General features: G+C 70.1%; 21 protein-coding genes. 5 read left to right on the plus strand and 16 right to left on the minus strand.

What is annotated here, in order from left to right:
* Positions 1-266: 266 nt before the first annotated feature.
* The 3 genes from ACH5AC_RS26160 to thyX all read right to left on the minus strand — a co-directional run bounded on the left by ACH5AC_RS26160 (position 267) and on the right by thyX (position 3929).
* Entirely contained in the window at positions 267-1952 is a 1686-nt protein-coding gene (locus tag ACH5AC_RS26160; protein ID WP_398864616.1) for a ribonuclease J, read from the minus strand.
* A 154-nt stretch (positions 1953-2106) separates the two neighbouring features.
* Complete coding sequence (gene dapA / locus ACH5AC_RS26165) at positions 2107-3006, minus strand: 4-hydroxy-tetrahydrodipicolinate synthase (RefSeq protein ID WP_398864617.1); 900 nt, start codon at positions 3004-3006, stop codon at positions 2107-2109.
* Between the two features lie 212 nt (positions 3007-3218).
* Entirely contained in the window at positions 3219-3929 is a 711-nt protein-coding gene (gene thyX, locus ACH5AC_RS26170) for an FAD-dependent thymidylate synthase (protein WP_398864829.1), read from the minus strand.
* A 182-nt stretch (positions 3930-4111) separates the two neighbouring features.
* Between thyX and ACH5AC_RS26175 the strand changes: the two genes are divergently transcribed.
* Positions 4112-4666, plus strand: a complete 555-nt coding sequence (locus ACH5AC_RS26175; RefSeq protein WP_398864618.1) for a hypothetical protein — start codon at positions 4112-4114, stop codon at positions 4664-4666.
* Between the two features lie 51 nt (positions 4667-4717).
* On the opposite strand, the gene ACH5AC_RS26180 is transcribed toward ACH5AC_RS26175, so the two are convergent.
* From ACH5AC_RS26180 to rpsO, 5 genes are all read right to left on the minus strand, one after another.
* Positions 4718-5161: a hypothetical protein gene (locus ACH5AC_RS26180; protein WP_398864619.1), complete on the minus strand. Its 444-nt coding sequence runs from the start codon at positions 5159-5161 to the stop codon at positions 4718-4720.
* A 13-nt stretch (positions 5162-5174) separates the two neighbouring features.
* Positions 5175-5927, minus strand: a complete 753-nt coding sequence (dapB, locus tag ACH5AC_RS26185) for a 4-hydroxy-tetrahydrodipicolinate reductase (RefSeq protein ID WP_398864620.1) — start codon at positions 5925-5927, stop codon at positions 5175-5177.
* Between the two features lie 76 nt (positions 5928-6003).
* Entirely contained in the window at positions 6004-7383 is a 1380-nt protein-coding gene (locus ACH5AC_RS26190) for a M16 family metallopeptidase (protein ID WP_398864621.1), read from the minus strand.
* Positions 7380-9602: a polyribonucleotide nucleotidyltransferase gene (locus ACH5AC_RS26195; RefSeq protein ID WP_398864622.1), complete on the minus strand. Its 2223-nt coding sequence runs from the start codon at positions 9600-9602 to the stop codon at positions 7380-7382. The genes ACH5AC_RS26190 and ACH5AC_RS26195 overlap by 4 nt, the downstream gene beginning before the upstream one ends.
* A 302-nt stretch (positions 9603-9904) precedes the next feature.
* On the minus strand, positions 9905-10192 hold the full coding sequence (gene rpsO / locus ACH5AC_RS26200; RefSeq protein WP_398864623.1) for a 30S ribosomal protein S15: 288 nt from the start codon (positions 10190-10192) through the stop codon (positions 9905-9907).
* A 281-nt stretch (positions 10193-10473) separates the two neighbouring features.
* On the opposite strand from rpsO, the gene ACH5AC_RS26205 reads away from it, so the two are divergent.
* Positions 10474-10788 (plus strand): DUF397 domain-containing protein, encoded by a 315-nt coding sequence (locus ACH5AC_RS26205; protein WP_398864624.1) that lies wholly within the window; start codon positions 10474-10476, stop codon positions 10786-10788.
* A 76-nt stretch (positions 10789-10864) separates the two neighbouring features.
* Here ACH5AC_RS26205 and ACH5AC_RS26210 read toward each other — a convergent pair whose 3' ends face one another.
* Genes ACH5AC_RS26210 through eccD form a run of 4 tightly spaced genes read right to left on the minus strand, consistent with a single transcriptional unit; the run spans position 10865 to position 13745 of the window.
* The gene (locus ACH5AC_RS26210; protein ID WP_398864625.1) at positions 10865-11143 is read right to left on the minus strand and encodes a hypothetical protein; all 279 of its coding nucleotides are present in this window, start codon (positions 11141-11143) and stop codon (positions 10865-10867) included.
* Positions 11140-11745 (minus strand): PQQ-binding-like beta-propeller repeat protein, encoded by a 606-nt coding sequence (locus tag ACH5AC_RS26215; RefSeq protein ID WP_398864626.1) that lies wholly within the window; start codon positions 11743-11745, stop codon positions 11140-11142. Before ACH5AC_RS26215 ends, ACH5AC_RS26210 begins: the two co-directional genes overlap by 4 nt.
* The gene (locus tag ACH5AC_RS26220; RefSeq protein WP_398864627.1) at positions 11742-12203 is read right to left on the minus strand and encodes a hypothetical protein; all 462 of its coding nucleotides are present in this window, start codon (positions 12201-12203) and stop codon (positions 11742-11744) included. Before ACH5AC_RS26220 ends, ACH5AC_RS26215 begins: the two co-directional genes overlap by 4 nt.
* A gap of 27 nt (positions 12204-12230) precedes the next feature.
* Positions 12231-13745 (minus strand): type VII secretion integral membrane protein EccD, encoded by a 1515-nt coding sequence (gene eccD / locus ACH5AC_RS26225; RefSeq protein WP_398864628.1) that lies wholly within the window; start codon positions 13743-13745, stop codon positions 12231-12233.
* 236 nt (positions 13746-13981) lie between these two features.
* On the opposite strand from eccD, the gene eccCa reads away from it, so the two are divergent.
* Complete coding sequence (gene eccCa / locus ACH5AC_RS26230) at positions 13982-17965, plus strand: type VII secretion protein EccCa (protein ID WP_398864629.1); 3984 nt, start codon at positions 13982-13984, stop codon at positions 17963-17965.
* Between the two features lie 126 nt (positions 17966-18091).
* On the opposite strand, the gene ACH5AC_RS26235 is transcribed toward eccCa, so the two are convergent.
* From ACH5AC_RS26235 to eccB, 4 genes are all read right to left on the minus strand, one after another.
* Positions 18092-18394: a WXG100 family type VII secretion target gene (locus ACH5AC_RS26235; protein ID WP_398864630.1), complete on the minus strand. Its 303-nt coding sequence runs from the start codon at positions 18392-18394 to the stop codon at positions 18092-18094.
* Between the two features lie 26 nt (positions 18395-18420).
* Positions 18421-18759 carry a WXG100 family type VII secretion target gene (locus tag ACH5AC_RS26240; RefSeq protein ID WP_398864830.1) on the minus strand — a complete coding sequence of 113 codons (339 nt, stop codon included), beginning with the start codon at positions 18757-18759 and terminating at the stop codon, positions 18421-18423.
* A gap of 162 nt (positions 18760-18921) precedes the next feature.
* Positions 18922-20166 carry a type VII secretion-associated serine protease mycosin gene (mycP, locus tag ACH5AC_RS26245; protein ID WP_398864631.1) on the minus strand — a complete coding sequence of 415 codons (1245 nt, stop codon included), beginning with the start codon at positions 20164-20166 and terminating at the stop codon, positions 18922-18924.
* A gap of 10 nt (positions 20167-20176) precedes the next feature.
* Complete coding sequence (eccB, locus tag ACH5AC_RS26250) at positions 20177-21706, minus strand: type VII secretion protein EccB (protein ID WP_398864632.1); 1530 nt, start codon at positions 21704-21706, stop codon at positions 20177-20179.
* A 194-nt stretch (positions 21707-21900) separates the two neighbouring features.
* On the opposite strand from eccB, the gene eccE reads away from it, so the two are divergent.
* Both eccE and ACH5AC_RS26260 read left to right on the plus strand, forming a co-directional pair.
* Complete coding sequence (gene eccE, locus ACH5AC_RS26255) at positions 21901-23220, plus strand: type VII secretion protein EccE (protein ID WP_398864633.1); 1320 nt, start codon at positions 21901-21903, stop codon at positions 23218-23220.
* Positions 23217-24065, plus strand: a complete 849-nt coding sequence (locus ACH5AC_RS26260; protein ID WP_398864634.1) for a hypothetical protein — start codon at positions 23217-23219, stop codon at positions 24063-24065. Before eccE ends, ACH5AC_RS26260 begins: the two co-directional genes overlap by 4 nt.
* The last annotated feature ends 164 nt before the right edge of the window (positions 24066-24229 follow it).

The following is a 24229-nucleotide window of genomic DNA, read 5'->3' on the forward strand; positions in this document are numbered from 1 at the left end:
TTCCGACTCTATCAGATCCTTTTCCGATCCGATTTCCTCGGTGCTTTCCGGGCTTCCGCTTTGTTTTCGCGGTTTCCCTTCCGGCGGTTCCGACTTTATCAGAAGTTCTGAGTCGGTTTTTCCGGCCCTCTGGAGGCTGATGCCTGGCGCGCAAGGCGTCCGGGCTTCCCCGTCGGGCGGAGCCGTAAACGTACTGGAGCGGGGCGCCCCGATGCAAATCGAGGCGCCCCGCTCCTAGTTCACGCGTACGAGGAGTCGTACGTCGCTCAGACCTCCACCACGACGGGGAGGATCATCGGCCTGCGGCGATAGGTGTCGGAGACCCACTTGCCCAGCGTCCGGCGGACGAGCTGTTGCAGCTGGTGGGGCTCGACCACACCGTCCTGGGCCGAGCGTTCCAGCGCCTCGGTGATCTTCGGGAGGACGTCCGCGAAGGCCGAGTCCTCGATGCCGGAGCCACGGGCCTGGACGTGGGGGCCGCCGGTGATCTTGCCGGTGGAGGCGTCCACGACCACGAAGACCGAGATGATGCCCTCGTCGCCGAGGATCTTGCGGTCCTTCAGGGCCGGCTCGCCGACGTCGCCGACGGAGAGGCCGTCGACGTAGACGTATCCCGCCTGGACCTTGCCGGAGATTCTGGCCTTGCCCTCGATGAGGTCCACGGCGACGCCGTCCTCGGCGATGACGATCCGGTCGTGCGGGACGCCGGTCATGGCGCCCAGCTCGGCGTTGGCCCTGAGGTGGCGCCATTCGCCGTGGACCGGCATCAGGTTCTTCGGGCGGCAGATGTTGTAGAAGTACAGCAGCTCGCCCGCGGAGGCGTGGCCGGAGACATGGACCTTGGCGTTGCCCTTGTGGACGACGTTGGCGCCCCAGCGGGTGAGGCCGTTGATCACGCGGTAGACCGCGTTCTCGTTGCCGGGGATCAGTGACGACGCCAGGATCACCGTGTCGCCCTCGACGATCCGGATCTGGTGGTCGCGGTTGGCCATGCGGGACAGGGCCGCCATCGGTTCGCCCTGGGAGCCCGTGCAGACCAGGACCACCTCGTCGTCCGGCAGGTCGTCCAGTGTCCTGACGTCGACGACCAGGCCCGCCGGGACCTTCAGATAGCCGAGGTCACGGGCGATGCCCATGTTGCGGACCATCGAGCGGCCGACGAAGGCGACCCGGCGGCCGTACTCGTGCGCCGCGTCCAGGATCTGCTGGATGCGGTGGACATGGCTGGCGAAGCTCGCCACGATGATCCGCTTGCGGGCGCCGGCGAAGACCTGGCGCAGGACGTTGGAGATGTCCCGCTCGTGCGGCGTGAAGCCGGGGACCTCGGCGTTGGTGGAGTCGCTGAGGAGGAGGTCGATGCCTTCCTCGCTCAGTCGTGCGAAGGCATGCAGATCCGTCAGGCGGTTGTCCAGCGGGAGCTGGTCCATCTTGAAGTCGCCCGTGTGGACCGCCATGCCGGCGGGCGTGCGGATGGCCACGGCGAGGGCGTCGGGGATGGAGTGGTTGACCGCGACGAACTCGCAGTCGAAGGGGCCGATGCGTTCGCGGTGCCCCTCGGCCACTTCGAGGGTGTAGGGGCGGATGCGGTGCTCCTGGAGCTTGGCCTCGATGAGGGCGAGGGTGAGCTTGGAGCCGATCAGCGGGATGTCCGGCTTCTCGCGGAGCAGGTACGGCACACCGCCGATGTGGTCCTCGTGGCCATGGGTGAGGACGATGCCCTCGATGTCGTCGAGGCGGTCCCGGATGGACGAGAAGTCCGGCAGGATGAGGTCGATTCCGGGCTGCTCCTCCTCGGGGAAGAGCACTCCGCAGTCGACGATCAGGAGGCGGCCGCCGTACTCGAAGACGGTCATGTTCCGGCCGATCTCGCCGAGGCCGCCGAGCGGGGTGACTCGCAGGCCGCCTTCGGGGAGCGGCGGGGGCGGGCCCAGTTCAGGATGCGGATGACTCAAAAGACTCTCCTCACCACGCGCGCCACGTACCGGTCGGGCACGTGGCGCGCGTGACGTTCGTGCAAAGCAGTTGTCGTGTGGGGTGCAGGCACCGGTGGCCTGCGTATTCAGTTGTGAAGTCCAAGCGCGCGCAGTCGTCGCGCGAAGTCTGGTGTTAGAGCTGTACCCCGCCTGCGGCAAGATCGATCTTGAGCTGCTCGACCTCTTCCGGAGTGCACTCGATCATGGGCAGGCGCAGGGGCCCGGCGGGCAGGCCCTGGAGGGCGAGCGCGGCCTTGGTGGTCATGACGCCCTGGGTGCGGAACATGCCGGTGTAGACCGGGAGCAGCTTCTGGTGGATCTCGGTGGCCTTCTGTACGTCGCCGGAGACGAAGGCGTCGACGAGGGCGCGCAGGTCGGGCGTGACGACATGGCCGACGACCGAGACGAAGCCGACCGCGCCCACGGAGAGCAGCGGCAGGTTGAGCATGTCGTCGCCGGAGTACCAGGCGAGGCCGGAGCGGGCGATGGCCCAGCCGGCGCGGCCGAGGTCGCCCTTGGCGTCCTTGTTGGCGACGATGCGCGGGTGCTCGGCGAGCCGGACGATGGTCTCGGTGTTGATCGGGACGCCGCTGCGGCCGGGGATGTCGTAGAGCATGACCGGCAGCCCGGTGGCGTCGGCGACCGCCGTGAAGTGCCGGTACAGGCCCTCCTGCGGGGGCTTGTTGTAGTACGGGGTGACGACGAGCAGGCCGTGGGCGCCGACGCGCTCGGCTTCGCGGGCCAGCTCGATGCTGTGGTGGGTGTCGTTGGTGCCGACGCCGGCCACGATCTGGGCGCGGTCGCCGACCGCCTCCAGTACGGCTCGTACGAGGTCCGATTTCTCCGCGTCGCTGGTGGTCGGGGACTCGCCGGTGGTGCCGTTGATGATCAGGCCGTCGTTGCCTGCGTCCACCAGGTGGGTTGCGAGCCGCTGAGCGCCGTCGAGGTCGAGCGCGCCGTCCGCCGTGAAGGGCGTGACCATGGCGGTGAGGACCCGCCCGAAGGGGGTCTGCGGAGTGGAGGTCGGAGCCATGGGTTACACGCTACTCGTTGCGCACCGCGCGGTCTGCCCTCGGGGTGGACGGAAGAGTCAGGACAAAGGTGGATCCCGGCACTGCCTGCTCGGGGGTTCAAGCAGTGCCGGGTCCGTTTGATCAGGCTAGATGAACTTCTCCAAATGCCGCAATACGGACACTTCAGGCAGGTGATCCGCACACGTGTGCCGCGCGGTGGAACAGGGCCCCGTTACGGGGCCACACGCCCGTTCGCATTGAAGGCGGCGTACGTGAGCGGCATGAGCTTCGCCCACTCGGCTTCCATCTTCTCGCCGACCATCTCGATCTCCCGCTGCGGGAAGGACGGCACCTTCGCCAGCTCGTGCTGGGTGCGCAGGCCGAGGAAGTGCATCAGGGAGCGGGCGTTGCAGGTGGCGTACATCGAGGAGTACAGGCCGACGGGGAGGACCGAGCGGGCGACCTCGCGGGCGACGCCCTCCGCGAGCAGCTTCTGGTAGGCCGCGTACGCCTGCTGGTAGGAGTCCTCCAGCACCGAGCGCACGGTGGCGTGCTGTGACGGGCTGCCGTCGACGAAGACGTACTTGCCGGGGCGCCCCTCCTGGACGAGCTTGCGAGACTCGTCGGGGACGTAGAAGACCGGCTGGAGCTCCCGGTAGCGGCCCGACTCCTCGTTGTACGACCAGCCCACGCGGTGCCGCATGAACTCGCGGAAGACGAAGATCGGGGCGCTGATGAAGAAGGTCATCGAGTTGTGCTCGAAGGGGCTGCCGTGCCGGTCCCGCATCAGGTAGTTGATCAGGCCCTTGGAGCGCTCGGGGTCCTTCTGCAGCTCCTCCAGGGACTGCTCGCCGAGGGTCGAGACGCGGGCAGCGAAGAGGACGTCGGCGTCCGAGGCGCTGGATTTCACCAGCTCAACGGTCACGTCACTGCGGAACGGCATGGGGGCATCGCCGGGAGTCACGGAAGGTCCTTCCCTCACATCTGTGCTTCGCGCCCACTGTACGGGGCGCCGTACACGTCCCCCGGACACCGACCCGTCCGGCCCCCGATGGTGGTGAGCCGGGACACGGACGGATAGCCTCACCGGGCACAGCCCACGTTCGGATCGAGTGAGGACCAGCCGTGCCCCTGCCCTTCCTGACGGCCGATCGCGCCTTCGAGACCACCGACGATGTCGCGCTGCCCCACGAGGACCAGGAGCGCTGGCGGCGCCCCTACCGCCCCGGGCCCTGGCGGGTGGGGCTGGCCGCGGTGTGCCTGCTGCTCGCCTCGTTCGTGCTGTTCGCGGCGGTCGTGATCGCGCTGACCGGGTCGCTGTCCGACGCCGGCACGGTTTTCGGGCTCTCCCTGGTGGTCATCGTCTGCGCCCTGCGGCTGCTGCGGGTGGGCGTGTGGGTGAGCGCGCGCGGGGTGCGGCACGTGGGCTTCTTCCTCACCCGTACGGTGCCCTGGGACCAGGTCGTCGCCGTGCGGACCGTACAGCAGCCGGTGCGCTGGCTGGGGCTGCCGCGCACCGTGCAGGGGCAGGCGCTGACCCTCGTACGTCAGGGGCGCGCGCCGCAGGACGCCGTGGCGCTGCTGACCACGCACAACGCGGACTTCCTGGCGCGCCCCGAGGCGTTCGACCGGGCGGCGGACACGGTCGAGGCGTGGGCCGCGGAGCACGGACGCCGCTGACCAGCGTGTGGGTGGGGCCCGGTCCCGTGTGCGGACCGGGCCCCACCCCTGTCAGCGTGCGGTTTGGCGCAGGGTGATGGCCCGCTGCATCGCCTTGCGGGCGCGCGGGGTGTCCCGGGCGTCGTGGTAGGCGACGGCGAGGCGGAACCAGGTGCGCCAGTCGTCGGGGGCGGCTTCCGTCTCGGCCTTGCGTGCGGCGAAGACCTCGTCGGCCGAGTCACGGTCGATACGGCCGCTGGGCAGCCGCTTCAGTTCGTCGACGGGCAGGCCGCCCTCGGCGTCGAGTTCGGCGGCGAGGGCGTTGGCCCTGCGGACGAACTGGGTGTTCTTCCACAGGAACCACACGCCGATGACCGGCAGGATCAGCACCGCCACACCGAAGGTGACGGTGATGAGCGTGCCGGACTGGATGAGCATGACGCCGCGGCTGCCGACCAGGAGGAAGTAGAAGACCAGGACGGCGGCCGTGACGGCGTAGGAGATCTTCGCGCGCATGTACGGGCCTCGGTCAGCCCAGGTCCAGGAAGTGCTCCAGGCCGAAGGTCAGGCCCGGAGTCGTCACCACCCGGCGGGCGCCCAGCAGGATGCCCGGCATGAAGCTGCTGTGGTGCAGGGAGTCATGGCGGATGGTGAGGGTCTCGCCCTCGCCGCCGAGCAGGACCTCCTGGTGGGCCAGCAGGCCGCGCAGACGGACGGAGTGGACCGGGACCCCGTCGACGCTCGCGCCGCGCGCGCCGTCCAGGGCCGTCTGCGTGGCGTCCGGCGCCGGAGCCGTGCCCGCCTCGCGCCGCGACTCGGCGATCAGCTGGGCGGTGCGCGTGGCGGTGCCCGAGGGGGCGTCGACCTTCTTCGGGTGGTGCAGTTCGACGACCTCCACCGACTCGAAGTAGGGCGCGGCGATCTGCGCGAACTTCATGTTGAGGACGGCCCCGATGGAGAAGTTGGGCGCGATGAGCACGCCCGTCTCCGGGGAGGCGGCCAGCCAGCCGTTCAGCTGTGCGAGGCGCTCGTCGGTCCAGCCCGTCGTACCGACGACGGCGTGGATGCCGTGGCCGACGCAGTACTCGAGGTTGGCCATCACCGAGTCCGGCGTGGTCAGTTCGACGGCGACCTGGGCGCCGGTCTCGGCCAGGGTCTCCAGCTTGTCGCCCCGGCCCAGGGCGGCGACCAGCTCCATGTCCTCGGCGGCCTCCACGGCCCGTACCGCCTCGGAACCGATCCGGCCCTTGGCACCGAGGACCGCCACGCGCAGCTTGCTCATCTTCTTGATTCCTTAACGGGGTTCCGTCATTCCGGGGTTCCGGGGTTTTCTGGGTTCCGGGGTTTTCGGGGTCTGATCAGGCCACGGCCTCGTGCAGTCGGGCCGCCTGCTTGTCCTTCAGCGGGCCGATGACCGACAGCGAGGGACGCCGTCCCAGGATGTCGCGGGCGACCGCGCGGACGTCGTCCGGGGTGACCGCGGCTATCCGGGCCAGCATGTCGTCGACGGACATCTGCTCGCCCCAGCACAGCTCGCTCTTGCCGATGCGGTTCATGAGCGCGCCGGTGTCCTCCAGGCCGAGGACCGTGGAGCCCTTCAGCTGGCCGATGGCGCGGTCGATCTCGTCGTCGGACAGTCCGTGCTCGGCGACGTGGTCCAGTTCGTCGCGGCAGATCTTCAGCACGTCGTGGACCTGGCTGGGGCGGCAGCCGGCGTAGACGCCGAAGAGGCCGCAGTCGGCGAAGCCGGAGGTGTACGAGTACACGCTGTAGGCCAGGCCGCGTTTCTCGCGTACCTCCTGGAAGAGGCGGGAGGACATGCCGCCGCCCAGGGCGGTGTTGAGCACGCCGAGGGCCCAGCGGCGCTCGTCGGTGCGGGACAGGCCGGGCATGCCGAGGACGACATGGGCCTGCTCGGTCTTGCGGCCGATCAGTTCGACGCGGCCGGCGGTGCGCAGGGCGCGGCTGCCGACGCGCGGGGCGAGGGGGGTGGCGTCCGGGTTCTTCAGGGCGCCGGCCTTCTCGAAGGCGGCGCGGACCTGTCGTACGACCTTGTTGTGGTCGATGTTGCCCGCGGCCGCCACAACCAGGTGGGTGGGGTCGTAGTGCTTCTTGTAGAAGCGGCGGATGCGGTCGGCGGTGAGGGCGTTGACGGTGTCGACCGTGCCGAGGACCGGGCGGCCGAGGGCGCTGTCGCCGAACATGGTGTGCGCGAACAGGTCGTGCACACAGTCGCCCGGGTCGTCCTCGGTCATCGCGATCTCTTCGAGGATCGCGCCGCGCTCGACGTCGACGTCCTCCTCGCGGATGAGGGAGCCGGTCAGCATGTCGCAGACGACGTCGATGGCGAGGGGCAGGTCGGTGTCGAGCACGCGCGCGTAGTAGCACGTGTACTCCTTTGCCGTGAAGGCGTTCATCTCGCCGCCGACGGCATCGACGGCGGAGGAGATGTCCAGGGCGGAGCGCCGCTGGGTGCCCTTGAAGAGCAGGTGTTCCAGGTAGTGCGTGGCGCCGTTGAGGGACGGCGTCTCGTCGCGGGAGCCGACGTGGGCCCAGATCCCGAAGGTCGCCGAGCGGACCGAGGGCAGGGTCTCGGTGACGATGCGCAGGCCGCCCGGGAGGGTGGTCTTGCGGACCGTGCCGATGCCGGCCGTGCCCTTGATCAGGGTTTGGGTACGGGCGACGGCCCGCGCCTCCGAAGAGGGGCGGGCCGTCACCTTGGTGCTACGGGACGTCACTGGTCGGCGTCGTCCTTCTGGTCGGCCTCGGAGCCTTCTTCGCCCTCGATGACGGGGACGAGGGAGAGCTTGCCGCGGGAGTCGATCTCGGCGATCTCGACCTGGACCTTCTGGCCCACGCCGAGGACGTCCTCGACGTTCTCCACGCGCTTGCCGCCGGCGAGCTTGCGGATCTGCGAGATGTGCAGCAGACCGTCCTTGCCGGGGAGCAGGGAGACGAAGGCGCCGAAGGTGGTCGTCTTCACGACCGTGCCCAGGTAGCGCTCGCCGACCTCGGGCATCGTCGGGTTGGCGATGCCGTTGATCGTGGCGCGGGCGGCCTCGGCGGAGGGGCCGTCGGCGGCACCGATGTAGATGGTGCCGTCGTCCTCGATGGTGATCTCGGCGCCGGTGTCCTCCTGGATCTGGTTGATCATCTTGCCCTTGGGGCCGATGACCTCACCGATCTTGTCGACCGGGATCTTCACGGTGATGATCCGCGGCGCGTTCGGGGACATCTCGTCGGGCCGGTCGATGGCCTCCATCATCACGTCGAGGATGTGGAGACGGGCGTCACGGGCCTGCTTGAGGGCGGCGGCCAGGACGGAGGCCGGGATGCCGTCCAGCTTGGTGTCGAGCTGGAGGGCGGTCACGAACTCCTTGGTGCCGGCGACCTTGAAGTCCATGTCGCCGAAGGCGTCCTCCGCACCGAGGATGTCGGTGAGGGTGACGTAGTGCGTCTCGCCCTCGATCTCCTGGGAGATCAGGCCCATGGCGATACCGGCGACCGGGGCCTTCAGCGGCACACCGGCGTTCAGCAGCGACATGGTGGAGGCGCAGACCGAGCCCATGGACGTCGAACCGTTGGAGCCGAGGGCCTCGGACACCTGCCGGATCGCGTACGGGAACTCCTCGCGGGTCGGCAGGACCGGGACGAGCGCGCGCTCGGCGAGGGCGCCGTGACCGATCTCGCGGCGCTTCGGGGAGCCGACGCGGCCGGTCTCGCCGGTGGAGTACGGCGGGAAGTTGTAGTTGTGCATGTAGCGCTTGCGGGTCACCGGGGAGAGGGTGTCCAGCTGCTGCTCCATGCGGAGCATGTTGAGGGTGGTGACGCCCAGGATCTGGGTCTCGCCACGCTCGAACAGCGCGGAGCCGTGAACCCGCGGGATGGCCTCGACCTCGGCGGCGAGCGTACGGATGTCCGTGACGCCGCGGCCGTCGATGCGCTTCTTCTCCTTGATGACGCGCTCACGGACCAGGGTCTTGGTCAGCGAGCGGTACGCGGCGGAGATCTCCTTCTCGCGGCCCTCGAACTCCGGCAGGAGCTTCTCGGCGGCGAGCGCCTTGACGCGGTCCAGCTCGGACTCGCGCTCCTGCTTGCCGGCGATGGTCAGCGCGGAGGCGAGCTCCGGCTTGACGGCGGCGGTCAGCGCCTCCAGGACGTCGTCCTGGTAGTCCAGGAAGATCGGGAACTCGGCGGTCGGCTTGGCGGCCTTCGCGGCGAGGTCGGCCTGGGCCTTGCACAGGACCTTGATGAAGGGCTTCGCGGCGTCCAGACCGGCCGCGACGACCTCCTCGGTCGGCGCGTCGGCGCCGCCCTCGACCAGCTTGATGGTCTTCTCGGTGGCCTCGGCCTCCACCATCATGATCGCGACGTCGCCGTCCTCCAGGACGCGACCGGCGACCACCATGTCGAAGACGGCGTCCTCGAGCTCGGTGTGCGTCGGGAAGGCGACCCACTGGCCGCGGATCAGCGCGACGCGGACGCCGCCGATCGGGCCGGAGAAGGGCAGACCGGCCAGCTGCGTGGACGCGGAGGCGGCGTTGATCGCCACGACGTCGTACAGGTGGTCGGGGTTGAGGGCCATGATCGTGGCGACGACCTGGATCTCGTTGCGCAGGCCCTTCTTGAAGGACGGGCGCAGCGGGCGGTCGATGAGGCGGCAGGTGAGGATGGCGTCCTCGGAGGGCCGGCCCTCACGGCGGAAGAAGGAACCGGGGATCTTCCCGGCCGCGTACATGCGCTCCTCGACGTCCACCGTCAGGGGGAAGAAGTCGAGCTGGTCCTTGGGGTTCTTGGAGGCGGTGGTGGCCGACAGCACCATGGTGTCGTCGTCCAGGTACGCCACGGCGGAGCCGGCGGCCTGCCTGGCCAGGCGGCCCGTCTCGAAACGGATGGTACGGGTGCCGAAGGCGCCGTTGTCGATGACGGCCTCGGCGTAGTGGGTCTCGTTCTCCACTAGCGTTTTCTCCTCGTCTTCGTCCCCTGGGCTGCCCGTGTGGCAGGGGGACGGTGGCGGAGAAGCGCGCCGTGCTGTGCGGGCCGGTCTTCGATCGAAGCACCCGGGGCTCGCTTCCCCCCGGGGGCCACTACCGAGGACCGGCGGCGGCGTGGTGCGCTCCTCCTCGTTCTGTGTCGTACGTACTGCGTTTGCGTTGTGCTACCACACTACAAAGCGTGAGTGACACTCCGCATGTTTCCGCACGTACGGCAAAGGGAGCGGTCCCCGATCGTCCCGGGAACCGCTCCCCTCACGGCGTCTTACTTGGCGCCCGCCGCACCGCGGCGGATGCCGAGGCGGTCGACCAGCGTACGGAAGCGCTGGATGTCCTTCTTCGCCAGGTACTGCAGCAGGCGACGGCGCTGACCGACCAGGATCAGCAGGCCACGGCGGCTGTGGTGGTCGTGCTTGTGGGACTTGAGGTGCTCGGTCAGGTCGGAGATCCGACGGGACAGCAGGGCGACCTGGACCTCGGGGGAGCCGGTGTCACCCTCCTTGGTACCGAACTCGGCGATGATCTGCTTCTTCGTAGCGGCGTCGAGCGACACGCGTACTCCTCATGGTCTGTGAGTGGCCACCGAGTGCCCCCGGTCTGCTTCTCGGGGGAGCTTCCGTGACTCGGAAGGCGGGGATCCGCTGAGCGCTACCTCCAGGGCTCCCTTGGGAGGCTCCGGGGGTGCGTACACAAACGGCCGAGGGCAAGGGTACCAGCCTGGGGCGATGCGCCTGTCCGAGAGGCTGGATCGTCCGACAAAACGCTCAGTGGCGGTGTGGTGACGGCTAGGGTGACCGGCGGATCATTCATACGTCGTGAGAGGACCGCTCCACCATGGCTGAAGCGCCGGACCAGGCAAGGGAAACGGACGAGGAACGCAAGGCCCGCAAGGAACGCGAGCGGGACGAGCTGTACGCCCTCGACATCTCCGGCGTCGAATGGCACTGCGCGCCGGGGACCGAGGAGCACGAGGAGCGGGTCGAGATCGCCTACCTCCCCGAGGGCGCGGTGGCCATGCGGTCGTCCCTCGACCCGGACACGGTACTGCGGTACACGGAGGCCGAGTGGCGGGCGTTCGTGCTGGGGGCTCGGGACGGGGAGTTCGATCTGGAGCCGACGCCGCAGAACGGGGGCGTCGCGGCCGAGTAGTGGATGGGGCGAGGGGGTGGCGGCGCCGACCACCGGGGAGACCGCACCGGCGCCCCCCGTTCGCTCAGCCCCTCACTCAGCCGTTCGCCTTGAGGCTCTGGATGCCGAGGACGAACCAGATCCACTGCTTGGGCTTGCCGGTCGGCCCGTTGGCGACCTTGACGCCGAAGAAGAGACGGCCGTTCTGCACGATGACGTCGTGGGAATCCGTCAGGATGAACATCGCGGCCTCCTCGGGAAGGCTGAAGTACCGGTACGGGGTCTCCTCACCGCTCTCCGGGTCGAGGCTGACCAGGGCTGTCGGCGTGATCCGGTCCTCGCTGGTGCGCAGGGCCAGCAACTGGTCGCCGCTCATCCGGAGACGACCAGGTAGTCGAGGTGGGACGCCCCCACATATGTGCCGTTCTGGAAGCCGATCGTGGCGCGGTGGCGGCCCTTGTCGTCGAGGGAGAGCAGATCGGTGATGGCGGTCCCGCCGGCGGACACCGCCAGGACGGGCGGTTCGGCCGAGGGGATCCCGAGCAGGAGGGCACCTCGTGCGGCGGTGTACGTCCATGAGGTCCTGCCGGTGGCGAGGTCCACCCTGCGCACCGAGTAGGTGCCGCCGCTCGTGTCTCCCTCGGTCCAGCACACCTGGCGGATCAGCAGCCCGCGTCCGCCCGCGGCGCCCTCGTCCTTGCAGGAACCAGTGGCGGTCGTACGCCAGCTCTGCTTGCCGCCGTCCATGTCATGGGCGCTGGTGCCGCCGCCCCAGGTGACGACGACCGTGCCGCGGGTCAGGGTGACGCTCGGTGTCCGCTGCGGGGCGCTCGCGAGGGAGCCCGAGGTGGAGACCGGGATGGTGTGCGCCCAGGTCTCCTTTCCGTCGTCGAGGTCGAAGAAGGCGACGTGGTCGCAGTGGGCTTCCTCGCGGTCGCTCGCCCTGTACAGCACGGCGGTGCGGTTCTCGACGGTCACGCGCGGGTGTAGCCGCAGATCGGGCCGCCGAGGCGGAGTTTCCAGCGCTCGTCCTGCTCGCCGGGTGAGGCGTCGCTGCCGATGGCGCAACCGACGAGCGTCCGGTTGACGCCCTTGGCGAGGATCCTGTCGGTGGCCCACATGCCCGGCATCTCGACGTGCTCGCCCGGGCTCATGGTGTCCGTGGAGTAGCGGAAGGCCATCGCGCCGGTGGTGCTCGCCGGCCGCTGCTCGACCGTCTCCCGGATGTCCAGGCGGCTCTGCGCGGCGGGCTGCGGCTTGCGGTCGGGCTCTGGGCCGCCGTCGCCGCCCCGCATGAGCCAGGTGCCCGCGCCCAGCGCCGCGACCAGGAGTACGGCGGCCGCCGCCAGCAGTCTCGCCGTACGGCGCTGCTTGCGGCGGTTCTCCGCGGCAAGCGTCGACTGGGTGTGGACGGAGGGGGGTGGGCCGAAGCTCATGCGAAGTCCTTCTGCTTCACGTCCGACTCAGCCCGTCATCGATCGAACTGTCGCGTACACATCGAAGACGGCGAGGGTCAGGGGCACCAGCGTCAGCAGGACGAAGCCTTCGGCGATCTCCATGAAGCGGCCCCAGAAGGGGCTCAGACCGCTGCGCGGCACGATGAGCCCGATCGCGGTGACGAGGGCGGCTGTCGCCGCGATGGCCGCGACCAGCCAGATGGTGCGGAGGTCGAGGTCGGCGCGGTCCCCCATGAGGGCGTCGCGCATCAGGGAGGCCGGCGGCTGGAGGGCGAGGCCGAGTCCGAGGAGGACGAGGGAGCCGAGCCCCGCGGCAAGGGCGGGAGCGATCTGGGCGGTGTAACGGAAGAGCTGGGCGCGCATCAGCAGGGCCGTCCCTGTCGCGAAGGCGAGGAGCCGGGCCCAGAGGTCGTCGGAGAAGCCGAGCACGCCTGCGGAGACGACGGCGACCAGCGCGCAGCCGCTGACCAGGCCGACGAGGAGTTCGTGCCCGCGCCGGGCCTGGGCGGCGATCCGGTCGGCGTCGGCCGGTTCCGGGGGCTCGGGGTCGGCGGTGTACGCCCCGCGCGGGGCGCTGTTCGGCGGGTCGAAGCCGATGGGCAGGCGGGCGAACCGCATCGACAGCCCCGGCAGGAAGGCAAGCGAGCCGACGGCGACGGGGGCGCACAGCGCGGCGGTCTCGGTCGGGCTCCAGTGCGCGAGCAGTGCCGCGAAGGCCGCGAGCAGTCCGATGGCCGAGGCGAAGACGAACGCGACGAACGGCCCGTCCCTGCGCGGCGAGCAGAGCGTGAGAACCACGGAGGCGACCAGGACCGCGGCACAGGCGAGGAGGAACTGGAGCTTTCCGACGCCCTGTCCGTCGGCCAGGGGCAGCAGTCCGGAGCCGGCCACGCCCGCGTTCGGGAGGGCGCCGAGGCCCAGGGCGACGGCCGAAGCACGGTCGTCGTAGACACGGGCGCGTACCGCGGCGAAAACGGTCAGGGTCAGGCCCACGACGGCGGCGAGGATGCCGGGCAGGCTGTGCATGTCGTGACGCGGGCCGGAACTCCAGGCGACGAACGCCAGCAGCGCTGCCAGGACACCGCCGCCCACCAGGCCCGCGACCTTGGTGAGTTCGCCGCTCCACAGCGTGCGATCACGGGCGACCGCAGCGGCGACCGCCTCCGACACGTCGTCGAAGACGGCGGGTGGCAGCGACGCGGAGAAGGGCCGCAGGGTCAGCAGCTCACCGTCGAGGATGCGCTGTGCCGCGAAGGAGCGCGAGCTGTCGAGGACGGCGCCGTCCCGGCGGACCAGGTGGTAGCCGACCGGTGCGCCTTCCGCGGGGCTCTGCCGGGACAGTCTGAGGATCTCAGGGTAGATGTCGGCGACCGGGATGTCGTCGGGCAGGGCCACGTCGATCCGGCTGTCCGGCGCGACGATGGTGACCCTGCAGAAGCCGATGCCGGTTCCCGGTCCGGCAGGGGCTGCCGGACCGGCTCCTGCGGTCCCGCCGGCTCCCGCGGAGGCCGTCATGCTCACCTGCTGCTCCCCCTCAGTGATGTCCGTGAAGCGCCGACGGTCCAGGGGGTTCCGCGCAGACGCATCGCACGTATCGCCCTGGTTCCCGCCCCCGTTCGCATGTGCTCACGCGAACATCCCGCACCCTACCGCCCACCGGTGTCATGGGCAGTCAGTAGGATCACGCGGCGGCCTGTGTCCGCCCGACACGGGGAGGCGGACGGAACATCAGGGCCCGACAAGGGAATTGGTGAGCAGTGAGCCACATCGTCGTGAAGCGCCCGCCTCGGGCGCTGCCGCCCGAGGTGCCGACAGGGGAGGTCGTCCTCCAGCCTCCGCCCGAACTGCCCCGGGGGCATCAGGAGAGCGTGCTTCTCCAACTGCTGCCGACCCTCGGCATGGGCGGCTCCGTGGTCTTCTTCTTCACGAACGGCCAGCCGTTCATGAAGATCATGGGAATGGTGATGATCGCCTCGACGGTGGCGATGGCGATCGCGATGGTGGTCCGCTTCCGCCGTGGCTCCCAGGGCCAGCTCGCCGATCTGCGCCGCGACTATCTGAACTACCTGTCCCGCACCCGGCGTTCCGCACAGGACACGGCGCGGGCGCAGCGCGACGCGCAGTTCTACCTCCATCCGTCGCCCGATCAGCTGTGGGCCTTGGTGGCCGAGGGAAGCCGGGTGTGGGAACGCCGGGCGGGCGACGAGGACTTCGCCCAGGTGCGCGTCGGACTGGGGTCGCAGTCGCTGGCCACCGCGCTCATCGCGCCCGAGACGGGCCCCGTCGCCCAACTGGAGCCGCTGACCGCAGGAGCGATGCAGCGCTTCCTCGCCCTGCACGGCACCTTGGACGGTCTGCCGATGTCGGTGTCGCTGCGGGCCTTCTTCCATGTCACGGTCGGTGGTGACCCTCAGTCCGTACGATCCTCCCTGCGGGCGCTGACCGGTTCGCTCGCCTCCCTGCACTCCCCGGAGGACCTGGTCGTCGCGGTCGCCGCCGGACCGGGCTGTCTGGCGGACTGGGAGTGGGCCAAGTGGCTGCCGCACGTCGAGGCACGCGGTGTCCTGGACGGGGCGGGTACTCGTCGGCTGATCAGCGGCGACCCGCGCGAGGTGGAGGGTCTGCTGGCCTCGCGTCTGAGCGGCAGGCCGCGATTCCATCCGAACGCGGCGCCGCTGCCTGAGGAGCCGCACATCGTCGTCGTCCTCGACAATGTCTCGCTGCCGCCGGACTCGATGCTGGCCGGCCCCGAGGGACTGCAGGGTGTGACCCTGATCGAGGTCGTATCCGGGGACCGGGCGGGGATCCGCGGCGACCTCTCCATCGTCGTGCAGCCCACGTCGCTGCACCTGGAGTCGGCGCACGGACTTGTCTACGAGGGGACGCCCGACACCCTGTCGTACGAGTCCGCCGAGGCGTTGGCCCGGCAGCTCGCGCCGCTGCGGATGGCCACGGGTGGGGAGGACGAGGAGCCGTTGCTGGCGAATCTCGAGTTCACCGACCTGCTCAATCTCGGTGACGCGGCGTCCGTCGACACCCGGCGGACCTGGCGCCCGCGCGCGCAGTCCGAACGGCTGCGTGTCCCGATCGGTCTGGGCGAGGACGGCCGTCCGGTGCTGCTGGACCTGAAGGAGGCCGCGCAGGGCGGCATGGGCCCGCACGGTCTGTGCGTGGGTGCCACCGGCTCCGGCAAGTCGGAGCTGCTGCGTACGTTGGTGCTCGGGCTCGCGGTCACGCACTCCTCCGAGACGCTGAACTTCGTGCTCGCGGACTTCAAGGGCGGTGCCACCTTCGCGGGCATGTCGCAGATGCCGCATGTGGCCGCCGTGATCACGAACCTCGCGGACGATCTGACCCTGGTCGACCGTATGGGTGACTCCATCCGCGGCGAGCTCAATCGCCGTCAGGAGTTGCTGCGGGACGCGGGCAACTACGCCAACATCCACGACTACGAGAAGGCACGTGCCGCGGGCGCGCCCTTGCAGCCCGTTCCCTCGCTGGTGATCGTCATCGACGAGTTCAGCGAGCTGCTGACGGCGAAGCCGGACTTCATCGAGATGTTCGTCCAGATCGGCCGGATCGGGCGGTCCCTGGGAGTGCATCTGCTGCTGGCGTCGCAGCGGCTGGAGGAGGGGCGGCTGCGCGGTCTGGAGACCTATCTGTCGTACCGGATCGGTCTGCGCACCTTCTCGGCAGCGGAGTCACGTGCGGCGCTGGGTGTGCCCGACGCCTATGAGTTGCCCAATGTGCCCGGTTCCGGGTTTCTGAAGTTCGGCACGGACGAAATGGTGCGGTTCAAGGCGGCGTATGTGTCCGGGGCGTACCGCTCCGGCTCGCAGCAGGCCGCCACGGCGGGTGGCCCGCTGCCGGTGGAGCGGCGGCCAGTGCTGTTCACGGCGACGGAGGTGCCGCTGCGGTACGTTCCGCTGCCGCCGCAGCCTGCGGCGGATGCCGACGAGCCGGACGACGCCCTCGCCGACACAGTGCTGGACGTGATCGTGCGCCGGCTGGAGGCGCAGGGTCCGGCGGCCCACCAGGTGTGGCTGCCGCCGCTGGACAGCCCGCCTTCGCTGGACGGCCTGCTGCCGGGGCTCACGGCGGTGCCGGGGCGGGGCCTGACCCAGCCGGGGTACGAGGGAGCGGGGCGCCTGGTCGTGCCGGTCGGTCTGCTCGACAAGCCGTACGAGCAGCGCCGGGATCCGCTGTGGCTCGACTTCTCCGGCGCGGCCGGCCATATGCAGATCGTCGGTGGTCCGCAGTCCGGCAAGTCGACGCTGCTGCGCACGCTGATCTGCTCCTTCTCGCTCACCCACACACCGCACGAAGTGCAGTTCTACGGACTCGACTTCGGCGGGGGCGGCATGGTGGCGGTGGCCGGACTGCCGCATGTGGGAGGGGTCGCCTCGCGTCTGGACCCGGAGCGGGTGCGGCGTACGGTCGCCGAGGTGTACGGCGTGATGACGCGCCGGGAGGAGTACTTCCGGGCGTCCGGCATCCCCTCGATCGCGGACTTCCGGGCGCGCCGGGCGCGCGGCGACATCTCGGTCACGGACCAGCCGTGGGGGGATGTCTTCCTCGTCGTCGACGGATGGCAGGCGTTCCGTACGGAGTACGAGGGACTGGAACCGGTCGTCCTGGACATCGCGGCCCGGGGGCTCGGGTTCGGCATTCACGTGATCCTCACCGCGTCGCGCTCGATGGAGGTCCGCTCCAACCTCAAGGACCACCTGATGAACCGCCTGGAGCTGCGGCTGGGCGACACGATGGACTCCGAGATCGACCGCAAGGTGGCGGTGAACGTCCCGACCGGGGTGCCCGGCCGAGGGCTGTCGCCGCAGAAGCTGCACTTCATGGCGGCGGTGCCGCGCATCGACGGGCTGACGTCCGACACGGACCTCGCCGACGCCACCGCGGCGCTGGCCACGGAGGCGGCACGGCACTGGCAGGTGCCCGGTGCGCCCGAGGTCCGGCTGCTGCCCCGTCTGCTGCCCGCGGGTCAGCTGCCGCCCGGAGACCGTTTCCCGGAGCGCGGTGTGGCCTTCGCGTTCGACGAGGACAACCTCGAGCCGGTTTTCGTCGACTTCGACCAGGATCCGTTCTTCCTGGTCTTCGGGGAGAGCGAGTCGGGCAAGTCGAACCTGCTGCGGCTGCTGATCCGGCAGGTCTCCCAGCGATACCCGGGAGATGTGGCGAAGTTCTTCGTCGTGGACAACCGGCGGTCGCTGCTGGGCGTCACTCCGGACTCGCACCTGGCCGAGTACATCCCGATGTCCAACCAGATGGATCACCACATGGTGGCGCTGGCGGACCTGATGAAGCGCCGGACACCGACGGCCGAGGTGACCGCGCAGCAGCTGCGGGAACGCAGTTGGTGGCAGGGGCCGCAGGTCTTCGTGGTCATCGACGACTACGACCTCGTCTCCACGTCCAGCGGCAATCCGCTGAGCGGTATCACGGAGTTCCTGCCGTTCTCCCGGGACGTGGGGGTCAGGTTCATCATCGCGCGTTCGTCGGCCGGCGCGGGGCGGGCCGCGTACGAGCCGTTCATGCAGCGGATCAAGGAGCTCGGTGCCCAGGGTGTGGTCCTCGCGGGAGATCCCTCGGAGGGCGATGTGCTGGGCGGGGTGCGGCCGCGTCCGATGCCCGCGGGGCGGGGGACCTTCGTGTCCCGGCGGAAGGGCAAGCCGCTGGTCCAGACGGGACGTGTGGAGGACGCCGAGGGTGCGGGGGGCGCGGGATGAGGTGGGCGACGGCTGCCTGAGGCGGCGATGGGGTGGGCACCTCCCGTGCGTGCCCACCCCGGGTGCGCTGCTTCGCGCGGGTTCCAGTCGCTCGGCGCGCGGCCGCTCCGCGTCGCGCCCCGTCGGCTAGAGGTAGTAGCTGGCGGCCTTCTTGTCGCCGCCGAGGTAGTCGCCGCCGGCGCTCTGCACGACGCGGGCGATGGCGACCAGCGCGTCGTGGATGCCCTGGGCCTCGGTGTCCCACGCCTTCTGCTGAATGGTGAACGTCTCGTGCGCCTGGCCCTCCCACTGACCGGCGATGCCGTCCACCTTGGCCTTCATCGCCGCGAGGCCGTCCTCGAGCTGCTTGGCCTCGTCGGCCAGTCTGGTGGCCAGCACGTCGAGTCCGTGATAGCTGACCGACGTCACACCGTTGTTGTTCACACCCATGTCTGCTCCCTTGATCGTGGGGTCGTTCAGAAGCCGGAGAGTGCCGACTTGGCGCCGAGGTTCACGTCGATGCTCTGGACCTGCGCGCGCACCGCGTCATCGGTCTGGGTGTTGATCTTGCTGTTGGTGTCCATCGCCTCGATGAACTGCGCCAGGATGTTGCCGATCTTGACAATGCGCTGGTTGATCTCGGTCTGCTTGCCGTCGAACGCGCCGGCGCCGATACCCTGCCAGTACACCTCGATGCCGTCGATCGTCCCCTGGAGCCGCTGCAGCTGGCCCCTGATTCCCTCGAAACCCTCCACGAGCTCTTTCTTGAGGTGGAAGAACGGGTCTTCTTCCAACCTCTGACGGTCTGTCACCATGGTCACCTCTCTGTCCCCGTTGTCCCCCCGTACCGTGCGGTGCCGCCGGCTCCGGAGGTGTCTCTGCCAAGAGTGCGCGTTCGCAACGCCATCACCTTAACCGCTCCCCCTGACACCCCCAACTGCCGTACCAGGCAGGCTCAGTGACTGTGACGTGCCACGTCAGGCAGTCTCGCCCACCCGGCCCCTTCTGCGCCGGGCGTCCCGGACGGCGACCGATGTCCCGCCGAGCGCCCCCACCACGACCGTCGCTCCGACGACCACATAGGTCGCCAGCCGGGCGTTGCGTTCGTCGGCGGTCTCGCCCAGCCGGAGTTCGGCCGGGGTCGGGGCCTGCCCCTTCGCCAGACCCTCACGGGGATCCGGGGACTCGATCGGACGGTCGTCCTCGGTCAGGGCGCGCACCGGGTCCACCACGCCCCACCCGACGAGCCGGTCACGGCCGGCGATCGAGCGCTCCGCGGTCTGCTCGATCTGCGCGACGATCTGGCGCGCAGTCCAGTCCGGGTGCTTCGCCTTGATCAGTGCCGCGACGGCCGCCACATAGGGCGCGGAGAAGCTCGTACCGTTGTCGGAGCCGTGGCCGCAGGTCGGAACAGTGGAGACCATGTCGACACCGGGAGCGGCGACCCCCACGAAGTCACCGGACTGGGAGAAGGCCGCGCGTTCGTTGTTGCGGTCGGAGGCGGCAACGGCCAGGACACCCTCGTAGGACGCCGGATACGTCTTCTTGACGTTGCCGCCGAGGCCGTCGTTGCCCGCGGAGGCCACGACGACGATGTCGCGTTCCAGTGCCTCGTCGACGGCCCGCTTGAGGTCGGGCGCCGGCTCCACCGCGTTCGAGGTGTCCTGGGAGATGTTGATGACGCCCGCGCCCTTGGCGATGGCGTGGCGGATGGCGTCGGCCAGTGTCTTCGCCGTGCCGTGGCCTTCGGCGTCGTTCTGTTTGACGGGGATGATCGTCGACTCGGGGGCCAGTCCGACGAAGCCCGTGCCGTCGGCGGGGCGCGCGGCGATGATGCCGGCCACGCGCGTGCCGTGGCCGACCGTGTCCGTCGTGCCGTCGGCCCTGCCGCGGTCGATCGCCTCTCCCTTGTCGTCCTTCGAGGGAAGGAAGTTGGCGCCCAGGGACGCATCCACGGCGGGGGTGAGCTGTGGGTTCCGTGTGTCCACACCCGTGTCGATCACCGCCACGCGTACGCCTTTGCCCTTGGACTGGCTCCAGAGCTCGTCCAGGAGGACGCGTTGCAGGGCCCAGGGGCGGCCAGGGTACTTCTTGTTGGGGGGCGCGCACGCCGCGTCCGCCGCGCCGGCCGGTACGACGGCGGCCGTGCTCGCGAGGAGCGTCGCCGCCGCGATCGCCGGGACGCGGGCCGCCCGGGAGGCGACCCTGGGTGTGTGTGCCATGCCGTTCTCCCTAGGAACCCTGGGGCTGGCTCGCCGCCGCCGTCGACAGACGTGGGCCCGTCGGCAGGAACAGGGACCAGGCGGCGGGTACCGGAGCGGGGTCCACGTCGGCGTAGCCCAGGCGGATCTGGGCGAGCTGGGCCTCCTGCTGGAGCTTCTTGCGCCGCTCGTCCGTCATGCCGATGCCCGCGTCGTCGGTGGCGCTGTCGGCGTTGGACTGCATGGCGTAGCGCAGGCCGGTGTCGGTGACCAGGAAGACGCCGCCCGCCTTGGTCTCCTCGCCCTGGAACTGGCGGTAGAGCAGGCCCGAGCCGGGGGTGACATACGCACTGGACGAGCCGATGGGCAGGGGGGCGGGAAAGTCGGAGCCCGCCCAGGTGCTGAGCGTGGTGGTGCCGTCGTCCTTGTCGACGTCGCGCAGTGTGTTGCAGACGGTGTTGCGGCTACCGTCGGCGGCGCTCGCTTCGTTCACCGCCTTCGGTGCCGAGGTGGGCCATGTGCGGTCCGCGGCGAACGCGGTCTCGGTGGGCACGAACGCGCCCGCGCTGACGTCGAGTGCCTTGCCCGCCTGGCCGAGGCTCACCAGTTCCCGGCTGTTGAGGAGCAGTTTCGCGGTGAAGTCCGAGACCGGGGAGACCTTGCCCGGTTCGACGAGGTAGTACCGCTCGCTGTCACCGTCGGGGGCCTTGAGGACCATGCCGACCTTGTTCGCCTCGGCGGGGAGACTGCCGGTGATCTCCGCCGGGGCGCCGATCTGTCCCGTGAGCTCAGGGAACGCGACCGGGTCGCCCGAGTGGAGGGTGGCCAGCCATTCCTGGGAGACCCTCTGGGGGTCACGGCCTGATCCGACGAGGGTGCGCAACAGGAGCTCGTCGTCCTTGTCGACCTGGTACGAGGTGCCGGACGCGTCCACGACGAGCCGGGTGCCGTCGGGCGCGGCGACGTACAGCAGTTCGCCGCCGCGCAACTTCTCGCCACGGCCCTCGGTCCTGTCCATGTCCCGGGAGGCGAGGACGAAGGCCGCCTTCTGGATGGCCCCGCCCCCGCTGCTCGGCCGCTCGCAGACGGCCCAGCGCTTCTTCGCGCCCGCTTCCTTCGCCGACGGCAGACGGTCGGGGGCGTACGGGATGCCGACGGTGACGCCGTGCGGGATCCTGCCGCTGTCGAGGACCGACTCGTCGACGGTGACCACTTCCCCCTTGCCATCGTCCAGGAGGAGTTTCGCCGACGCCATGTTGAGGACGGGGTGCAGCTGTGTCTTGCCGTCGGTCTTGAGTACGACGTACCGGGTGGTGGACTCGCTGGCGATGATCACCTTCTCACCGGGCTTGTCCCACCCTTGCGGCGCGGTCGGCTTGAACATGCCCCAGGCACCGAAGGCCGCCATGACGACGACGCCGACGATGACACCCGGCACGACGGCGCGCAGCGGACGCGGAGCACCCTCCTCCGAGCCCTCTGGTGACGACTGGACGAAGGCGGCGAGCATACGACGCTTCGCAAAGGTGTAGGCGTTGAGCTGGTCCCGCCGAGATGCCATCTATGTCCGTGTCTCCCCGTGTGCCGCCGGTTGACGCGGGGGCCGACGTCCCCCGTCCTGCGTTGTCAGACCGGCCCCCTACTATGCCTTGTATCAGGCGCGACTTGTGGGGCGGGTAGGGTACTGGCGCCCTCAAGGGCCTTGTGCGGTGCTGGAATTCCAGCGCTTTTGAAGCGAGACGGGGGGATGGAGTGATGGCTTCCGGGACACGGCCGCGGTCGCGGACGCGGGGTGCCTCCGCGCCCCCGACGCCGTCGCGGCAGCCGTCCTCGCCCGTCCCCGCTCCGCGCGGCCGAGGCGTCGATCTCACACTGCGAGCCGGACGCACCGGCTCGTTCCGGCTGCAACGCGTCGTTCTGCTCGAACTGGCCGCCGCTGTCCTGCTAGTCGGGTGGGTCGTCGCCCCCATGGCGCTGGCCCTGACCGCGCCCGTCGCCCTCTTCCTCGTGCTCGGCGCCTTCGTACGCCGGCGGGGCCGCTCACTGCCCGAATGGATCGCCACGGCGCGGGCGTTGCGGGCTCGGCAGCGGCAGGCCGTGAATACGCGCATACCGCCGGACACGGAAGCCGGACTCAGCCCGGTCACCGAGTGCGATCCCAGTCTGCGGACATACACGTACGACGGCCGGGACCAGCAGGCCGTCGGACTGATCGGGGACGGCACGTTCGTCACCACCGTGCTGCACGTCGAGGCCGGCGCGACCGCGCTGCGGGCCGAGCGCACCCGGCAACCGCTGCCGCTGGGCCTGGTCGGCGACGCCCTTGAGGTGGACGGCATCCGGCTGGAGTCTGCGCAGGTCGTGCTGCACACCCAGCCCGCGCCCGCACTGAGCCTGCCGCAACAGTCCGTCGCCGTCGCCAACTACGCGCCCTTGCAGGAGCAGACGGGTGCGCCGGCGGTACGTATCACCTGGATCGCGCTCAAGCTGGATCCCGAGTTGTGCCCGCAGGCCGTGGCCGCGCGCGGTGGCGGGCTCCTCGGAGCGCAGAAGTGTGTCGTCCGCGTGGCCGATCACCTGGCGAGCCGTCTGACGGGGGCCGGTTTCCGTGCCACCGTGCTGAACGAGGAGGAGTTGGTCGCCGCCCTGGCCACCTCGGCCTGCGCGAATCCACTGGTGACCGCGGACGCCGGGCGGACCGGGACGCGGGAGCGGCGAACCGAGGAGTCAGACCGCAGCTGGCGCTGCGACAACCGCAGGCACACAACGTACTGGATACGCCGTTGGCCCCGACTGGGCGGCGACGGCGGGCTGTCGCTGCCGCAGCTCGTGGCCCGCGTCACCACCGTACCGGCGCTGGCCACGACCTTCAGCCTGACCCTCGCCCGCGGGGAGGCGAAGGACGTGTCGCTCTGCGGCCATCTGCGGGTGACCGGGCGCGGAGAGGAGGAGCTGGCGGCGGCCCGGCGGGCGCTGGAGGGCGCGGCCCGGGAGGCGGGCGTGGGGCTCGCCCGCCTGGACGGGGAACAGTTGCCCGGGATGCTGGCCACTCTGCCTCTTGGGGGTGTGCGGTGACAGCTGCGACGACTCGGCCGGCGGGTGGTGTGGGGGTCTACGGTCCTCAAGGAGGCACAGGAACCCACGGTGTTCAAGGCGACCCCGGTGGCCACGGCGATCAGGGCGACGGCCCGTCCTCAACGGGACGGTGGACCTGGGAGCGGCTGCGCAGTGGTTTCGGACTTCTCGGGCCTCGCCACGCACGGCACAGCGTGACGACGCGCCACCTGGACGCGCTCGCCCTACCCATAGGCGACGACGGTGTCGTGGCCGGGGTGGACGCCGAGGGGCAGCCCGCTGTGCTGGGGCTCAGCAGACCCACCCCGTACGACGTGGTGTTGATCGGCGGTCTCTGGACCGCGCAGGTGCTCGCCCTGAGGGCGGCGGCGACCGGGGCTCGGGTCGCCGTGGAGACCGGGCGGGCCCATGCCTGGGCTCAGATGGTGCACGCCATGGGGGGCGGACAGAACGGGCTGGCCGTGTACGACGTGGGGCGCGTGCCGCCGCAGGGTGCGTCGGCCGGTACGCCCGTGCTGGTGGTACGGGACTGCGGCATGCGGCCGCCGCGTGGCCGTGTCGTGTCCGGGCCATGGCAGTCGGTGCTGACGCTCCTGCCGTATCTCAGTCCGGTCGCACCGCGGTTGGTGCGGCAGGCGCGGCTCGTGGGCGTGCAGCGGGTCTCCCCGGATGAGGCGGCCGAGCTGGGGCGCACCATGGCGCTGAGCCGGTACGAGCTGGAGTCGCTGCCCTCGCTTCCCGACGGCGTCACGCTCTGGTGCGCCGATGGTGACCGGCGGTATGTGATGACGCAGCCCACGGATACCGAGGTCGGGCTCTTGGGTTCGCCGCGGAGAATCGACTGAGGGCGGGCGGGACGGCAACACCCGGCCACGTTTGAACAGTTGGAGTCCTTTCACCCTATTTGGCGGCGAGTGCACGCTTCTGGGCAAGTCGGCGTGCGGCAACCGGGCGTTGAGGGGTGGGCAGGCATGCCCGAGTGGGGCGGCTGATGATTAGGCTGGGTGCG

The sequence above is a fragment of the Streptomyces sp. NPDC018693 genome (genome assembly GCF_044391385.1).
In the GTDB taxonomy this organism is placed as follows: domain Bacteria; phylum Actinomycetota; class Actinomycetes; order Streptomycetales; family Streptomycetaceae; genus Streptomyces.

Bases quoted from the DNA above. Each gene is read 5' to 3' on its own strand.
- dapA (WP_398864617.1), bottom strand. From the start codon at position 3,006: ATGGCTCCGACCTCCACTCCGCAGACCCCCTTCGGGCGGGTCCTCACC.
- thyX (WP_398864829.1), bottom strand. From the start codon at position 3,929: ATGCCGTTCCGCAGTGACGTGACCGTTGAGCTGGTGAAATCCAGCGCC.
- ACH5AC_RS26180 (WP_398864619.1), bottom strand. From the start codon at position 5,161: ATGCGCGCGAAGATCTCCTACGCCGTCACGGCCGCCGTCCTGGTCTTC.
- dapB (WP_398864620.1), bottom strand. From the start codon at position 5,927: ATGAGCAAGCTGCGCGTGGCGGTCCTCGGTGCCAAGGGCCGGATCGGT.
- ACH5AC_RS26205 (WP_398864624.1), top strand. From the start codon at position 10,474: ATGGCTGAAGCGCCGGACCAGGCAAGGGAAACGGACGAGGAACGCAAG.
- ACH5AC_RS26210 (WP_398864625.1), bottom strand. From the start codon at position 11,143: ATGAGCGGCGACCAGTTGCTGGCCCTGCGCACCAGCGAGGACCGGATC.
- ACH5AC_RS26220 (WP_398864627.1), bottom strand. From the start codon at position 12,203: ATGAGCTTCGGCCCACCCCCCTCCGTCCACACCCAGTCGACGCTTGCC.
- ACH5AC_RS26235 (WP_398864630.1), bottom strand. From the start codon at position 18,394: ATGGGTGTGAACAACAACGGTGTGACGTCGGTCAGCTATCACGGACTC.
- ACH5AC_RS26240 (WP_398864830.1), bottom strand. From the start codon at position 18,759: ATGGTGACAGACCGTCAGAGGTTGGAAGAAGACCCGTTCTTCCACCTC.
- mycP (WP_398864631.1), bottom strand. From the start codon at position 20,166: ATGGCACACACACCCAGGGTCGCCTCCCGGGCGGCCCGCGTCCCGGCG.
- eccB (WP_398864632.1), bottom strand. From the start codon at position 21,706: ATGGCATCTCGGCGGGACCAGCTCAACGCCTACACCTTTGCGAAGCGT.
- eccE (WP_398864633.1), top strand. From the start codon at position 21,901: ATGGCTTCCGGGACACGGCCGCGGTCGCGGACGCGGGGTGCCTCCGCG.